Origin of the sequence: Methanobrevibacter sp. (assembly GCF_045126245.1) — an archaeon.
Lineage (GTDB): Archaea > Methanobacteriota > Methanobacteria > Methanobacteriales > Methanobacteriaceae > Methanocatella.
The window spans coordinates 1-15,450 of sequence record NZ_JBGVOG010000012.1 but is presented as its reverse complement, the minus strand read 5'-3'; the positions used below and the strand labels follow the sequence as shown (position 1 = coordinate 15,450).

17 protein-coding genes are annotated in these 15,450 nt (G+C 35.9%); 14 read left to right on the top strand and 3 right to left on the bottom strand.

Annotation, left to right across the window (positions count from 1 at the left end; genetic code table 11):
* Nucleotide 1: 1 nt before the first annotated feature.
* The 5 genes from ACJMLZ_RS00705 to ACJMLZ_RS00685 all read left to right on the top strand — a co-directional run bounded on the left by ACJMLZ_RS00705 (nucleotide 2) and on the right by ACJMLZ_RS00685 (nucleotide 5,675).
* On the top strand, nucleotides 2-700 hold the full coding sequence (locus ACJMLZ_RS00705) for a zinc-ribbon domain-containing protein (protein WP_405303406.1): 699 nt from the start codon (nucleotides 2-4) through the stop codon (nucleotides 698-700).
* A 13-nt stretch (nucleotides 701-713) separates the two neighbouring features.
* On the top strand, nucleotides 714-1,103 hold the full coding sequence (locus ACJMLZ_RS00700) for a DUF126 domain-containing protein (RefSeq protein WP_405303405.1): 390 nt from the start codon (nucleotides 714-716) through the stop codon (nucleotides 1,101-1,103).
* Nucleotides 1,104-1,110: 7 nt separating this feature from the next.
* Entirely contained in the window at nucleotides 1,111-2,325 is a 1,215-nt protein-coding gene (locus ACJMLZ_RS00695; protein ID WP_405303404.1) for an amidohydrolase family protein, read from the top strand.
* Complete coding sequence (locus ACJMLZ_RS00690; RefSeq protein WP_405303402.1) at nucleotides 2,322-3,113, top strand: nitroreductase family protein; 792 nt, start codon at nucleotides 2,322-2,324, stop codon at nucleotides 3,111-3,113. Before ACJMLZ_RS00695 ends, ACJMLZ_RS00690 begins: the two co-directional genes overlap by 4 nt.
* Before the next feature lie 69 nt (nucleotides 3,114-3,182).
* Nucleotides 3,183-5,675 carry a heavy metal translocating P-type ATPase gene (locus tag ACJMLZ_RS00685; protein WP_405303401.1) on the top strand — a complete coding sequence of 831 codons (2,493 nt, stop codon included), beginning with the start codon at nucleotides 3,183-3,185 and terminating at the stop codon, nucleotides 5,673-5,675.
* Nucleotides 5,676-5,682: 7 nt separating this feature from the next.
* Here ACJMLZ_RS00685 and ACJMLZ_RS00680 read toward each other — a convergent pair whose 3' ends face one another.
* Together ACJMLZ_RS00680 and purB are read right to left on the bottom strand one after the other, a co-directional pair.
* Complete coding sequence (locus tag ACJMLZ_RS00680; RefSeq protein WP_405303400.1) at nucleotides 5,683-6,528, bottom strand: hypothetical protein; 846 nt, start codon at nucleotides 6,526-6,528, stop codon at nucleotides 5,683-5,685.
* A gap of 8 nt (nucleotides 6,529-6,536) precedes the next feature.
* Nucleotides 6,537-7,886 carry an adenylosuccinate lyase gene (purB, locus tag ACJMLZ_RS00675; RefSeq protein WP_405303398.1) on the bottom strand — a complete coding sequence of 450 codons (1,350 nt, stop codon included), beginning with the start codon at nucleotides 7,884-7,886 and terminating at the stop codon, nucleotides 6,537-6,539.
* Nucleotides 7,887-8,029: 143 nt separating this feature from the next.
* Between purB and ACJMLZ_RS00670 the strand changes: the two genes are divergently transcribed.
* A complete protein-coding gene (locus ACJMLZ_RS00670; RefSeq protein WP_405303397.1) occupies nucleotides 8,030-8,230 on the top strand; it encodes a helix-turn-helix transcriptional regulator in 201 nt (66 codons plus the stop codon).
* Here ACJMLZ_RS00670 and ACJMLZ_RS00665 read toward each other — a convergent pair.
* Complete coding sequence (locus ACJMLZ_RS00665; RefSeq protein WP_405303396.1) at nucleotides 8,227-8,355, bottom strand: hypothetical protein; 129 nt, start codon at nucleotides 8,353-8,355, stop codon at nucleotides 8,227-8,229. The genes ACJMLZ_RS00670 and ACJMLZ_RS00665 overlap by 4 nt on opposite strands.
* A gap of 34 nt (nucleotides 8,356-8,389) precedes the next feature.
* Between ACJMLZ_RS00665 and ACJMLZ_RS00660 the strand changes: the two genes are divergently transcribed.
* The 8 genes from ACJMLZ_RS00660 (at nucleotide 8,390) to trpB (ending at nucleotide 15,296) form a co-directional block, all read left to right on the top strand.
* Entirely contained in the window at nucleotides 8,390-9,163 is a 774-nt protein-coding gene (locus ACJMLZ_RS00660; RefSeq protein WP_405303395.1) for a CPBP family intramembrane glutamic endopeptidase, read from the top strand.
* Between the two features lies 1 nt (nucleotide 9,164).
* Nucleotides 9,165-9,566, top strand: coding sequence for a hypothetical protein (locus tag ACJMLZ_RS00655; protein ID WP_405303394.1), 402 nt, complete (start codon nucleotides 9,165-9,167; stop codon nucleotides 9,564-9,566).
* Nucleotides 9,567-9,650: 84 nt separating this feature from the next.
* A complete protein-coding gene (gene trpE, locus ACJMLZ_RS00650) occupies nucleotides 9,651-11,147 on the top strand; it encodes an anthranilate synthase component I (protein ID WP_405303393.1) in 1,497 nt (498 codons plus the stop codon).
* Nucleotides 11,144-11,728 carry an anthranilate synthase component II gene (locus ACJMLZ_RS00645; RefSeq protein WP_405303392.1) on the top strand — a complete coding sequence of 195 codons (585 nt, stop codon included), beginning with the start codon at nucleotides 11,144-11,146 and terminating at the stop codon, nucleotides 11,726-11,728. The genes trpE and ACJMLZ_RS00645 overlap by 4 nt, the downstream gene beginning before the upstream one ends.
* Nucleotides 11,725-12,735, top strand: coding sequence for an anthranilate phosphoribosyltransferase (gene trpD / locus ACJMLZ_RS00640; RefSeq protein WP_405303390.1), 1,011 nt, complete (start codon nucleotides 11,725-11,727; stop codon nucleotides 12,733-12,735). Before ACJMLZ_RS00645 ends, trpD begins: the two co-directional genes overlap by 4 nt.
* Nucleotides 12,736-12,740: 5 nt before the next feature.
* Nucleotides 12,741-13,517 (top strand): indole-3-glycerol phosphate synthase TrpC, encoded by a 777-nt coding sequence (trpC, locus tag ACJMLZ_RS00635; RefSeq protein ID WP_405303389.1) that lies wholly within the window; start codon nucleotides 12,741-12,743, stop codon nucleotides 13,515-13,517.
* The gene (locus tag ACJMLZ_RS00630) at nucleotides 13,510-14,109 is read left to right on the top strand and encodes a phosphoribosylanthranilate isomerase (RefSeq protein WP_405303388.1); all 600 of its coding nucleotides are present in this window, start codon (nucleotides 13,510-13,512) and stop codon (nucleotides 14,107-14,109) included. The genes trpC and ACJMLZ_RS00630 overlap by 8 nt, the downstream gene beginning before the upstream one ends.
* A complete protein-coding gene (gene trpB, locus ACJMLZ_RS00625) occupies nucleotides 14,106-15,296 on the top strand; it encodes a tryptophan synthase subunit beta (protein WP_405303386.1) in 1,191 nt (396 codons plus the stop codon). The genes ACJMLZ_RS00630 and trpB overlap by 4 nt, the downstream gene beginning before the upstream one ends.
* Nucleotides 15,297-15,450: the final 154 nt, after the last annotated feature.

Sequence of the window (15,450 nt, the reverse complement as noted above, 5' to 3'; positions counted from 1 at the left end):
TATGGTCATATGTTCCGATTGTGGAAAAGATGTAAAAGATGCAAAATTCTGTTCAAATTGTGGTGCTGTTCTTCATAAAGTTGAAGAAAAGCCTGCTGAAGAAGTTGTAGATGAAAGTGTTGATAAAATTGTAGAGGAAAATGTTTCTGAGGAAATTGATGAAACTGTTTCTGATGAAGTCATCGAAGAAGGAGAAATTATTGAAGTCAATAAGGTTAGTGAAGAACCTGTTAAAGAACCAATTGAAGAAAATACTGTCAAAAAATCTAAATTCTGTACCAATTGCGGTGCTGAAATTACTGCAGACACTCCATTTTGTCCACAATGCGGTTTCAAGCTTCATCAGGATGATGTGCCTCAAACAAAATTCTGCCAGTCATGCGGTCAAAAAATTAATATAAATGCAGAAATCTGTCCACATTGTGGTGTTAGAGTTGCTCCCGCACCTTTAAGTCAGGAAAAAAGCGTTGCTATAGCAGCGATATTAAGTTTCCTATTCCCTGGTTTAGGTCACTTATACAATGGTTTGACCAGAAAAGGAGTCAGCTTTATTATTGCATATATTATATCAGCAATCCTCATATTCCTTTTAATTGGTATTGTTTTAGTTTTCATAGTTTGGATTTGGGCTTTATTCGACGCTATCAAAACCACTGAAGCCATTAACAATGGTGAATTTGTGGAGGATAAACTAATCTAATTGAAGTGATTTGATGATTGAATGCAGAAGTATTGCAAAAGGAAAGGCAAGGGGGGAATTGATAGTATCCTCTGAGCCTATTAGCTTTCTTGGAGGGGTAAATCCTGACAATGGTCAGATTATCGACCCCAATCATGAACTTAAAGGAGAAATAGTTAAGGATAAGGTATTGTTCATTCCCGGCGGGAAGGGTTCTACAGTGGGATCTTATGTGATTTTCCAAATGATGAAAAACGATACTGCTCCTAAGGCAATTATTTGCCTTAATGCCGAACCCATCATTGCTACCGGCGCCATAATGTCAGATATTCCGATGGTCGATTCACCGGCTGATACTAAAGAATTGACAAATGGAACTTTAGTTGAAGTTGACGGAGATAATGGAACAATTGAAATTTTGTAGGTGAAGTATGCAAACTCTAATTGAAAACGTTAATATAATAAATCCATTTGAAGAGGTAAAAACCTCTCAGAATGTTTTGATTGAGGATAATCTGATTAAGGAAATTTCTTCAGATAAGATATCCGCTAAAGATAATGTAGAGATAATTGACGGTGAAGACAATTATTTGCTTTCGGGATTCATTGATTGTCACTGCCACATTTTTGCCAAAGGATTTCATAAAGAGGAAAACATGGCAAATCCATTGGGAATTCATTTTTACAACGCGGTTCCTCACTCTTTGCAGACAATCAATGCGGGCGTTACATCAATTAGGGATTGTGGATCTGCCGATTTAAGTTTTAAATTGGCTCAACAAAGGGGATTGTTCACAGCCCCTAAGATTCATTTGTCCATCACTCCATTGGTGATGACCGGAGGGCATTTCGATTTGCTCTTACCTTCAGGTTTTGACATGGAGATAATCTATCCTGGTTTTCCTAAGGGAAGATGCGATGGCATAGAAGAGGTATTGAAAAAGACCCGTGAAATAAAAAGGGCGGGTGCTGATTTTATAAAGGTGATGGCGAGTGGTGGAGTTTTAACCACAAACACCTCTCCTGAATTTGCCCAGTTTAACAAAAAGGAACTTAAAACCATAGTTAAGGAAGCAAGTGCCAGTGATATGAAGGTTTCAGCTCATTGCCATAGTCTGAAAGGAATGAACAACTGTATCGATGCAGGATTCTCATCAATAGAGCATGGTACATTCATTGATAAGAAAACAGCCTGCAAAATGGTTAAAAAGAATGTAAGTTTGGTTCCAACACTTTTGGTTCATCAATTTTTATATAAAAACGGTTTTCCTGCATGGGACAGCTATGCTGAAGAAAAAACCCAAAAACTGAAGGAAATTGTCAAAGTCCACAAGGAAAATATTTCAATTGCATATGAAGAGGGCGTAAACATTTTGATGGGAACCGATAGCGGCGTTATTCCTCATGGGCATAACCTTGAAGAGTTGACTCATTTGACTGACATTGGAATGTCTGCCGATGAAGCTATTGCCAGTGGAACAATAAAGGCCGCGCAATATTTAAATCAGGATAATTTGGGATTGGTAAAAGAGAATTTCATTGCTGATTTGATTTTAGTCAATTCAAATCCTTTGGATGATGTTTCCGTTTTAAGCGATAATGATAATATTTTAAATGTTATGCAGGGCGGTAGTATAGTAAAATGAAGCTATTGGTTGATGAAGAATTATGCAAAGCTTGCAGATTATGCCAACAGGTTTGCATTCGAGACAATATTGTTGTAGGGGATTTTGCAGTTGAAACGGGAAGAAATTGCTTTGAATGCGGTCACTGCATGGCCATATGCAAGGAAGGAGCAATTACCCTTAAATCTTTTTTAGGCCATGAAGACAGAATTGAGGAGTATAATCCCCGTGAGATTCCACTCGATTATGATGATTTGCTTCAATTTTTAAAACAGAGAAGATCTATCCGCTGGTTTAAAAATAAAAAAATTGATAAAGAAACTTTTTCTAAGTTGTTTGAAGGTGCTTATTATTCTCCGTCTGCTCAAAACCAGCAGGATGTTGAATTCGTTGTTTTAGATGATAAATTAGATGAATTCATGGAACTGGTGTATGATATAATCAAAGTCAAGGAAGATGAATTTTTCAGAATCAAAGAGTTCGGAGAGTATTTGAAGGATAACGCTACAAAAGAGTTCCACCCTCTGCTTTGGGAAGGCAGTCAGTTGATATTGACATTTTCAACAGATAAGACTAGTGCTGTAATAGCCAACACCCGTCTGGAGTTGCTTGCCTATTCTTTGGGTCTCGGCGGTTTTTATTCACTGTTTATCTTAAAGGCTGATGAGATTGACCATGAAAAGCTAATGGATTTTTTCCCGGAAATTAATAAAAATAAACACATGTATTCCTCTTTTATTATCGGATATCCTAAAAAGAGGTTTAGAAGAACTATTCCTCACAAAGAGATTAAAGTCACATTTAAATAATTTGTATTACCTAAACTTTTTATTATATTAGAAATAAAACTATTGTTATACTTTCAGGGGGAGAAAATCATGGCAAAACTTAAAAGTATGGATTTGCCAATTGAAGGAATGCATTGCGCTTCCTGTGTTTTAAGCGTAAATAAAACATTTGAAAAAATAGATGGTGTAGAAGAGGTAGATGCAGATTTAGCCGCAAATAAACTGCACATAACAGTAAACCCTAAAAAAATTTCCTATGATGAAATGGAAAGACTAGTAAAGAACTTAGGTTTTGAACTCCACTCCGACGAAATGACCCTGAGAATCCAGGGCATGCATTGTGCTTCCTGTACCATGAACGTAGAAAATTTTTTAATAAGATTGGATGGAATTTTTGATGTAAAGGCCGATTTGACTTCGCAATCAGCAAAAATAAGGTATGATTCATCAAAAGTCGATATGGATGAGATAGAAAAGGTAATCGAATCATTGGGATTTGAACTTTTGGGAATTGAAGGTCAAAGTGAAATTGATGAAGAGGCAATTTATCAAAAAGACTTAAGGGAAAAACGTAACAGAATTATTGTCGGCCTTATTTTTTCAGCAATTTTGATGATTTTGATGTTTAGCGGATGGGATCCGTTAATGGGCATAACCCATTCGATTAAACAGGCTACGGGAATTAATATATCATCAATGGGATTATTATCATTAATTGTAAGTATCGCTCCATTTTTATATGTTTCCTTGCCTATTTTAAGGGCAGGGGCCAACGGTTTGATGCATAAGAATCTTAATATGGATGTGATGTATTCAATGGGTATTATGGTAGCATATGTCTCCAGTATTTTGGGAACATTCCATATTGTCCTTGACCATTCATTTATGTTTTATGATTCAGCTGTAATGCTTCCGTCATTTCTAATGATTGGAAGATATTTGGAAGCAAGAGCCAAAAAGAGAACATCAGATTCAATAAGGGAACTGATAGGCCTTCAGCCAACCGTTGCAACCGCAATAGAAATTGATGAAAACGGCGAAATAACTTCTCAAAAGCAAGTTTCAATATCTGACATTGTCATTGATGATTTGCTGCTTGTCAAGCCTGGTGATAAGATTCCTGTTGATGGTGATGTTGTCGGAGGGGAATCTTATGTTGATGAATCAATGATTAATGGTGAGCCGATTCCTAAGGTTAAAAAAGATGGTGAAGAGGTATTTGCAGGAACAATTAACCAGGATGGAGTTCTATACATCAAAGCTAAAAAGATTGGAAAGGAAACAGTGCTGTCAAACATTATTCGTCTGGTGGAAAAGGCACAATCTTCTAGACCTCCGGTTCAAAAATTTGCAAATACAATAGTGTCATACTTCATTCCTGTTATCCTGACAATCGCCATTGCAGTATTTTTAATTTGGTATGTTGTTTTGGGAGCCCCGTTATTATTCTCACTTACATGTCTGATTTCAATATTGGTTGTTGCATGTCCTTGCGCACTGGGTCTTGCTACTCCTACTGCAGTTACTGTAGGTGTTGGAAGGGCTGCAGAATTCGGTATTTTGATTAAGAATGGGGACACTTTAGAAAATGCCGGACAAATTGATGTGGCGGCATTTGACAAAACAGGAACCATTACCGAAGGAAAGCCTGAAGTTGACGATATAATTGCATATGGGGTATCCGATGAGGAGCTGTTAAAACTGGCAGCCAGCGTGGAGCAGAATTCCAACCACCCAATCGCCAAGGCCATAGTAAACAAATCCAAAGATTTGGGCATCGAGTTGGATCAAACATCAGAGTTTGAAAACGTGACTGGTAAGGGACTTAAGGCATTTCTAAACGGCAGTGAAGTTCTTGCCGGAAACCTGAGTCTTATGGAAGCAGGTGATGTGAAGGTTTCAAGTGAGCTAATTGACAGATATCATGAACTTGAAAAGCAAAGCAAAACAATTATCTTTTTGGCCCATGATAAAACAGTTAAAGGTATTTTAAGCCTATCTGACAAAATCAAGGCCAATTCTAAAAGAACCATTGAAGAATTGCATAAGATGGGCGTTGAAACCTACATGCTTACAGGGGATAATGAATCTACAGCGCTAACAGTTGCAGACGAGGTCGGAATCGATAATGTAAAAGCGGGAATTCTTCCGGAAAACAAATTGGATATCGTAAAGGAAACTCAAGCAAATAACACCAAAAAGGTTTTATTTGTTGGTGACGGTATTAATGATGCACCTGCACTAACACAAGCCGATATAGGAGTAGCTATGGGTAATGGAACTGATATAGCTATGGAAAGTGGAGATATTGTTGTTATGGAAGGTGATTTGGAAAATGTCGTTGCTGCAGTGCAGTTTTCCAAAAAGGTAATGAGAAGAATTAAGGAGAATATCTTTTGGGCTTTTGCATATAACTCAATACTGATTCCCGTTGCCGCGGGGGTCTTATATCCTACGTTCGGCATAACATTTGAACCGGCACTGGCAGGTCTGGCCATGGCAATGAGTTCAGTAACGGTAATTACATTATCTTTAATGCTTAAAAGATATGTTCCTGAGATAAAAAGAGAAAATAAAAATTAACTATTTTTTAAATAGTTAATTTAACTTTTAATTTTCCGAGTTTTGGAGCTAAATAGTTATAGAAGATAGCGGTAAGTGCAGCAGATATGAATCCACCAACAAAACCGGTAATTACATTTGAAATGAGAGTTATCACACTTCCACCACTGATTAACATTATTATTCCAAAAATCAAATTCAATATTCCACTAATTATTGAAACTGCAATTGCAAATTTCATCATGTCTATTGATTCGATAACTGTCATTCCGTTTTCTTCGGACAATTCTAATTCAACAGCCCTGCCTTTTGATGCAAGAATGTTATAGATGTATGCTCCGATTAAAATAGATATGAATGTAATCACGAAAGTGCCGAAAATGAACATTATTATTGTCATAGGCTGGCTGATAACCATCATTATTTGATAAAGTTCCATAGCTAAATATTGCTGGCCTGAAAACATTAATGTTTGTATTAAAGTGCTTATTATTATTGGCAAAATCAAAACTGAAACCAGATAAATTAAAATGGCCTGAATTGTTGCGATTGTTGCTAAAAGGGTTGCAGTTTCAGTAGGAGAAATTTTAACGATTTCTCCTTCGTTTAATGCAATTTTAATGTTTCTTAATTTTTTTGCAAGTAAGTTATAGAATAGTCCTTCTGAAAAGTAGCGGTAAATTCCAATCATGAAAGCCCCAACGACAATTGTTGGTATGATGTAGATTGCAACGCCGATGCTTGCAGTGTCCACTATTCCTATTACTACTGTTAGTAATAAAGACAATATAACTGCGAATAATACTGATATCGCTGTAAATATAATTGTATATGATGATAAATCAATTGATTGCAGTTCTTTTACGCTAATCATTTTAACACCTAAAACCATTCTTTAGATTTTTCAAGAAGCTCGTCGATGATTATCGGTACGGATCCGATGTAGGTATGTGGATCCATAATCTTTTCAACGTCTGCTTCGGTTAAGTATTTTTGAACATCCTCATCTTCTAGAATCAATTCTCCGAGCAGCAGTTTTTCTTTGTTCGCCTTAATTGCATTTTTTCTTACAATTCCATAGGCGGTCTGTTTTCCCATTCCTGCACGGGTAAGTTCGGCCATCAATCTTTCAGCCATAATCAAACCATTTGTTAAGTTCAGGTTTCTTTCGATATTTTCATCGTAAAATACCAGATTGCTCATTAGCTTGATGGTTAAATTTAGGATGTAATCAGTTAAAATGCAGCTTTCCGGAAACATTATCCTTTCACAGGAAGAATTGGTAAGGTCTCTTTCATGCCAAAGGGGATTGTTGTCCAAAGCAGCATTAACATAAGATTTGATGATTCTTGCAACGCCACAAATTCTCTCAGCAGTAATTGGATTCATTTTATGAGGCATGGTACTACTTCCGACTTGTTTTTCAGGGTCGAAGTATTCTCCAACTTCCATTAGCTCAGTTCTTTGCAGGCTTCTGATTTCCAATCCGATTTTATCCAATGTACTTGCAATATTAGCCAAAACACTTATGAATTCAACATGGTTGTCTCTTTGAACTACCTGGTTTGTGATTGTGGCTGCGGGAAGTCCTAATATTTCAGCCACGCTTTTGTGAATTTCCCAACCTTGTTCTCCTAAAGCAGCAGTGGTTCCAACTGCTCCGTCCATCATCCCGATACAAACGTTTGCTTCTGCATTCTCTAATCTTACATATTGTCTGTGGAGTTCGTCAGCCCAGATACCGAATTTCATGCCGTATGTGGTTGGAAGAGCATGTTGGCCATGGGTACGTCCAATGCAAACTTTCATTTTGTTTTCTTCAGCCAGGTTAAGCATTATTTTAGTCAATCTTTCCAGCTTTTCTTTTAAAACGGCAATTGAATCCCTGATGAGCAGTGAATTTGAACTGTCCACGATATCATTTGAAGTAGCTCCGAAGTGAACGTATTCTCCAGCACCGTTTTCACATACTTCAGTAATTCCTTTTGATAATGCTGCAATATCGTGATTGGTCTCTGCTTCAATAGCTTTTACTCTTTCTAGTTTTACAAATTCGGTTGTAGCTTTCGCAGCAATCTCATCGGCAACTTCCTGAGGTATAATTCCAAGCTTGCCTTCTGCCTGAGCCAATGCAGATTCAACATCTAACATTCTCTGTAACTTATTTTCTTCCTCCCAAATTTTTTTCATTTCGGGAGTACCATATCTAAATTCGATTGGGTGTATAGCCATTATATCATCTCATTAAAACAATTTAATAATTTCTATTAAATATTTTGTTACTTGGTATTTTTATATTTTAGTTTAACAACACATTTATATAGTTTTCTTAAAAGAAATAGTATTACTATTTATATAAGTAAATAGGTGATTATATGGAAACTAGAATAAGACAGTTTCGCCAGAAAGCAGGTATGACGCAACAGGAACTTGCCGATGCCGTTGGTGTGACTCGTCAAACAGTAAATGCTTTAGAAAACTCTCGCTATAATCCTTCCTTATTGTTAGCCTATAACATTACTAAAACTTTGGGAAAAGATCATATAGAAGATATTTTCATCTTCGAAGATGATTAAACAATGGAAATGAATTTATAAATATCTGACGGATGAAGGCCGTTTATTGTATGTGGAAATTCTTCACAGTCAATATTAGCAATGCTTATGTATTGATAGTGGTTTTGGATAAATCTTTTAATCATCTCTTGATTTTAAATTAAGTTTTCTTTTGGTATTATGTCGCTATTCAATGAAAAAATTAAAGAAATCTCAATTAAAGAAGCATTAATAATTATCATACTCAGTTATTTGGCAGCTTTCGCCTTGAAATTTTTCAACCTTTCCGCCATGGGCATTTTTAATGTTGTTATAATTCTCTATTTTGTTTTAAGCTTGAAGGATTTTAAACATGAGTTTAAGCTTGAAGTTTCCGAGATATTTGCAAGAATCTCATTCAATGATATTCTATTAATTGTATTGCTGAATATCTTCTTTTCTTATGGGATGCTTTATTTGGTCGGTTTTGCAATAAGTTTGATTCCATCAGATACTTATTTAAGGTTTTTTATTCCTATTAAATCCATCATAGGTATTTTAAGCTTTATTTCCATAGTTCTGGTTTCTCCTATTGCCGAAGAGTTAATTTTCAGGGGTATTTTATTGAATAAACTGAAACTAATTGTCCCTACGCTTTTTGCAATATTGATCTCTTCATTGCTGTTCGCATCTCTTCACAGTGTGGGAAGTATTTTTTCGGCTTTTATTTTTGCCATATGCATGGCGATTTTGTATCTGAAAAGCGAAAATATTTTGGTGCCGATTTTTGCACATTTCTTAAATAATCTCATTGGAGAAAGCATTTATCACATTGATTATGCCAATTTGCTGTTTACAAATACGATTGTCATGTTTGTCATGTCTGTCCTGGCTGTCGTTTCATTTATACTTATTTTGAAATTCATCAATTCAAACATGAAATATTTAAATAATCCAAAAATAAAGATAATGTAATATGGATTTAAGAAAAATTGGCGTAGCTTTGATTTTTATCGGAATTGTTGTCACTGTTGTTTTCATTGGTGATGATAAGATATTTGTCCCTGCTTTGACTGTTACCGTTTTAGGATTTTTCGTTACAGTTGTCGGGTTTGTTGATGAAATAAGAAAAAGAAAAATCATCAATGACAGGCTTGATGAGGATATCGGTACAATTCTTCAGCCATTGATTACAAAATATTCAAATTTGAATAAGCAATATCGCAGCCAATACTCCGGCGATGAGTACGTTCAAAAAAGAATTCAGCTAAATAATGATTTGGAAAGGGAAATTGCTGAAAACATTCCTTATTTGGAAAGCAGGGAAATCAAAAAGATTGTAATAGAATTCAGCAGAGAACAGGATAAAATGCAATAATTTTTTGATGTTCTCATTTAATGTACAAAAAGTTACAACAAGGTTTTAAATAGTACATTATACTAATTTTATAATAGTGATAGAATGTTTTCCCCAAGTATTGAAGAAGTAAAAGAAATAGCAAAAAATAAGGAGTATAAGCGTATTCCCATATCTTATGAATTGTTTTCGGATATAGCTACTCCTATAGAAGTTTTAAGAATTTTAAAAGGTATCAGTAATCATTGTTACATGTTGGAAAGTATAGAGGATTCACAAAAATGGGGAAGATACAGTTTTTTAGGTTTTGACCCTCTTTTAGAATTCACATGTCAAAATGGGGTTGTTCAAATCAGAGGGGATAAGGATTTTAAGGAATTCAACGATGATTTGACCACAATCAAAACAGATAATCCCGGCGAAATTATAAGGGAGCTGGTTTGTAAAAATAAATCTCCAAAACTAGAGCATTTGCCTCCATTCACTGGCGGTTTCGTTGGTTATTTCGCTTATGATTACATTAAGTATTGTGAACCTTCCCTTAATTTGGATGCTGAAAATCAGGACCAATTTAAGGACATTGATTTGATGCTGTTCGATAAGGTCATAGCCTTCGATAATTTTAAACAAAAAATTATCATTATTGCAAACATTAAAACTGATGATTTGGAAAATAACTATAATCAGGCTTGCAGAGATTTGAAAGAAATAGCTGACTTAATTAAAAATGGTAAAAAAACTGAAATACAGCCATTGGAATTGAAATCCGATTTTACCCCAGTATTTTCACGTGAAAGATATTGTGGCATGGTTGATAGGGCTAAAAATTATATCAAAGAGGGGGATATTTTTCAGGTTGTCCTCTCAAATAGGATTGAAGCGGATATTTCCGGAAGTTTGTTTGATACATACAGGGTGTTGAGAACTACAAACCCTTCCCCATACATGTTTTATTTTTCAAGCAATGATATTGAGATTGCTGGTGCGTCTCCTGAAACATTAGTCAAATTGGACGGCAGAAAATTATATACTTTCCCTCTTGCCGGAACCAGGCCTCGAGGTAAGGATGACGAAGAGGACTTGATGCTGGAAGAAGAGTTATTGGCTGATGAGAAGGAACTGGCCGAGCATAATATGTTGGTTGATTTGGGCCGTAACGATATTGGTAGAATATCTGAAATTGGTTCTGTCAGCGTTGACAAATATCTCTCCATTGAGAGATTTTCACATGTGATGCATATAGGCTCTACAGTCACCGGAACATTAAGGAGCGATTTGGATTCTCTTGCTGCAATCGATTCGATTTTGCCTGCCGGAACATTGTCTGGAGCTCCAAAAATAAGGGCTTGTGAAATCATAAATGAGCTTGAAGACAATAAAAGGGGAATTTATGGCGGAGCAATTGGTTATGTGGATTTAAGCGGCAATGTTGACACTTGCATTTCAATTAGAATCGCATTTGCACGCAACGAGAAGGTCTTTATTCGCTCTGGTGCGGGCATTGTTGCAGATAGCGTGCCCGATAAGGAATTTGATGAATGTTTAAATAAAGCCGCTGCCGTAATAAATGCCTTGAAAATTGCAGATGGGGGATTAGAATGATTCTTTTGATTGACAATTATGACAGTTTTTCATATAATTTATTCCAATTGATTGGAGAGGTGGACTCAGATATTTCAGTTTATAGAAATGACAAAATATCCATTGAGGAGATAGAAGATTTAAATCCTGATGCAATCATTTTATCTCCGGGGCCTGGAAGACCTCAGGATGCAGGAATTTGCATTGATTTGGTAAAACAATTTTATGATAAAATTCCAATTTTGGGGGTTTGCCTGGGTCATCAGGCTATTTGTGAAGCATTTGGCGGTAAAATATCTTATGCAAAAAGATTGATGCATGGGAAATCTTCAAAGATATCCCTTGATTATGATTTCATCTTTAAGGGTTTGCCAACTGAAATAAGCGTTGGAAGATATCATTCGTTAAGCTTGGTTGAAGACACCATTCCACAATGTCTTGAAATAATTTCAAAAGCAAAAGATGATGGTGAGATAATGGCGATAAGGCATAATGAATTCAATGTTTATGGTCTTCAATTTCACCCGGAATCAATATTAACACCTGATGGATTAATTATTATAACTAACTTTATTGAAAAAGTTGAAAGAGGTATTTTATGATTAAAGAATCAATATTAAAAGTATCACGTCACGAAAATTTAACTTATGAAGAAGCTTATGCTACCATGGATGAAATCATGAGTGGTGAAGCAAGTGAAGTTCAAATGAGTGCTTATTTAACAGCAATGTCAATGAAAGGCGAAACGATTGATGAGATTACAGCGTCCGCCGAAGCTATGAGGGCTCATTGTGTTCGATTGTTGAATGATGAAGAGGTTTTGGAAATAGTCGGAACTGGTGGCGATGGTTCAAATACATTTAACATATCTACTACTTCTTCAATTGTTATTTCTGCAAGTGGGGTCCCCGTAGCTAAGCATGGTAACAGATCCGCATCCAGCAAATGTGGGGCGGCTGATGTCTTGGAGGAATTGGGCGTAAATATTTATATTGAACCTGAAAAAAGTTTGCAATGTCTAAAAGAAATCAATTTATGTTTCTTGTTTGCCCAAAATTATCATTTGGCAATGAAATATGTTGCCAATGTCCGTAAGGAATTGTCTATAAGGACAATATTTAATATTTTAGGTCCATTAACCAATCCCGCAGGGGCTACAATGCAAGTTTTGGGAGTTTATGAAAAGGAGCTAGTCGAGCCTCTTAGTGAAGTTCTTAAAAATTTGGGGGTTAAATCCGCGTTGTCTGTTTATGGTTTGGATGGAATGGATGAAATTTCGGCTAGTGATAAGACTTTCGTCTGTGAACTTAAAAACGGTGAAACAAGGTCTTATGAAATTTCTCCTGAAGACTTCGGTATGGAGATTGCATCTAAAGAGGATTTGACAGGTGGGGACGCAAAGGAAAATGCTCAGATTACTTTATCAATTTTGGAAGGCAGGGAAAAAGGGCCTAAAAGGAATGCAGTTCTTTTAAATTCAGCTGCCGGTCTGTATTCCGCCGGCAAGGTTGAATCTATTGGTGATGGTGTGAAATTGGCTGAAGAAATTATAGATTCAGGTAAGGCACTTGAACAACTTGAAAAATTTATTGAAGTTACAAATAGATGATTATTATGTTGGATAAAATTGTTGCTAAAACAGAAGAAAGGCTAATCGAAGCTAAAAAGAATAAATCTTTGGAAGAACTTAAAGATGAAGTATCCAAATTGGAAATCAATAAGGATTTCCCTTTTAAGGAAGCTTTAAAAGATCCTCAAATTGCAATTATCAGTGAAGTTAAAAGGGCTTCTCCTTCAAAAGGACTGATTGCTGAGGATTTTGATTATATGGAAATTGCAAAAGAATACGAAGAAGCTGGCGCTTCAGCCATTTCAGTTTTGACAGAGCCTTATTTTTTCCAGGGTGCTAATGTTTATCTAAAAGAAATTGCTGAAGCAGTTTCCATTCCAATTTTAAGGAAGGACTTTATCATTGATGAATATATGATTTGGGAAGCCAAATTGCTTGGTGCTTCTGCAGTGCTTTTAATTGTTTCAATATTGGATATTGTTCAATTAAAGAAATTTTTAGATTTGGCCCATGATTTGGGTCTATCTGCAATTGTTGAAACCCATGACGGTGATGAAATCAGAACCGCTACAAATGTTGGCGCAGAAATCATTGGCGTAAACAATAGGAATTTAGCAGATTTTACCGTAGATATTGAAAACACTATCAGTCTACGTAGATGTGTAAGTGACAATATCATATTTGTTTCTGAAAGTGGCATCAAAACAAAGGAAGATGTCACCAAATTAAAGGAAAATAATGTTGATGCAGTTTTAATTGGTGAAACTTTAATGAAAAGTGATGATAAGAAATCATTGATTTTGGAGTTGAAAAATGGTTAAAATTAAAATCTGTGGACTTAAACGATTGGAGGACATAGACATAGTTAATAAGTATAAACCTGATTATATCGGATTTGTCTTTGCAGATTCTAAAAGAAAAGTATCTCACGAACTTGCATCTGAAATGAAAAAGAATTTGTCTTCAGATATAATCTCTGTAGGAGTTTTTGTTGATGCAGAAATCGATGAGATAATCAATCTCTTCAATAGGGGCATCATTGAAGTTGCTCAACTTCATGGTCAGGAAAATGAAGAGTATATTGGCTGTTTAAAGGAAAGAACTGGTGGTAAAATAAAAATAATCAATGCAATTGAAATGGATGATGAGGAGGATTTATTGGAATATGAAAGTTCAATTGCGGACTTTTTACTGCTTGATAGCGGGAAAGGCAGTGGAAAGACTTTTGACTGGAATTTAATTAGGAAAGATTTGAATAAAGAATTCTTTTTAGCGGGAGGAATCGATATTTCAAATATCTCTAAGGCCATTAATGAAATTGACCCTTATGCAATTGATTTAAGTTCTAGTCTTGAAACTGATGGATTTAAAGATGAAAGTAAAATTAAAGAAATTATGGAGGCTATAAATTGAATAATGGAAGATATGGGGAATATGGTGGACAATACATATCTGAAACATTGATGAATGAGCTGCTTTATTTGGAAGAGCAATATTATCATTATATGAAGGACCCTGAGTTTGTAGAAGAACTTGATACTTTATTAAAGGAATATGCCGGAAGACCTTCCTTATTATATTACGCTAAAAGGATGACAGAAGACTTGGGTGGCGCTAAAGTTTATTTGAAACGGGAGGATTTAAACCACACTGGCGCTCACAAGATCAATAATGTATTGGGACAGGTGCTGCTTGCGAAAAAAATGGGCAAAACAAGAGTCATCGCTGAAACAGGTGCAGGTCAACATGGTGTGGCTACTGCAACTGCTGCGGCTTTGCTTGATATGGAATGTGAAGTTTTCATGGGCGAAGTGGATACTAAAAGGCAGGCATTGAACGTTTACCGTATGGAACTGTTGGGTGCAAAGGTTCATTCAGTAAAATCCGGGACCAAAACTCTGAAGGATGCTGTAAACGATGCATTCAGAGATTGGATTGCACGTGTTCATGATACTAACTATGTAATCGGTTCAACAATGGGACCACATCCGTTTCCAATGATTGTAAGAGATTTTCAATCAGTAATCAGTGCTGAAGCCCGCGAACAATTCCTTGAAATAGAAGGAAAACTTCCAAATGCAGTTATTGCATGTGTTGGGGGCGGAAGCAATGCGATGGGTGCATTTTACAACTTCATTGATGATGAAGAAGTTAAATTAATTGGTTGTGAAGCTGGTGGAAAAGGGATAGACACTCCTTATAATGCAGCGGCATTAACTAACGGAAAAATCGGAATATTTCATGGCATGAAATCTATTTTTAATCAGGGGGATTACGGTCAGATTGCACCGGTGTATTCCGTCTCAGCAGGGCTGGACTATCCTGGTGTTGGTCCGGAACATGCCTATTTAAGAGATACGGGCAGAGCAGAATATGTTCCTGTCACGGATGAAGAGGCAGTTAATGCATTTGAATATTTATCAAGAATGGAAGGAATTATTCCAGCTATTGAAAGTGCACACGCCCTTGCATATGCCTTTAAAAAAGCAAAGGAAATGAAACCAGAAGAAATTATGATTGTATGTTTATCAGGACGTGGGGATAAGGATGTACATACTGTAATTAATTATGCAGAGGAAAAAGGGTTGTTAAATCAATAATATCTGGCAGAATGGAGAATGAAAATGAAGGAAAATAGAATTGAAACAAGACTAAACGCATTAAAGAAAAAAAATGAAAAGGCTTTAATTACATATATTACAGCAGGACTTCCAGATTTAGAGACTACAAAAAATGTAATCAAAGCACAAGAGG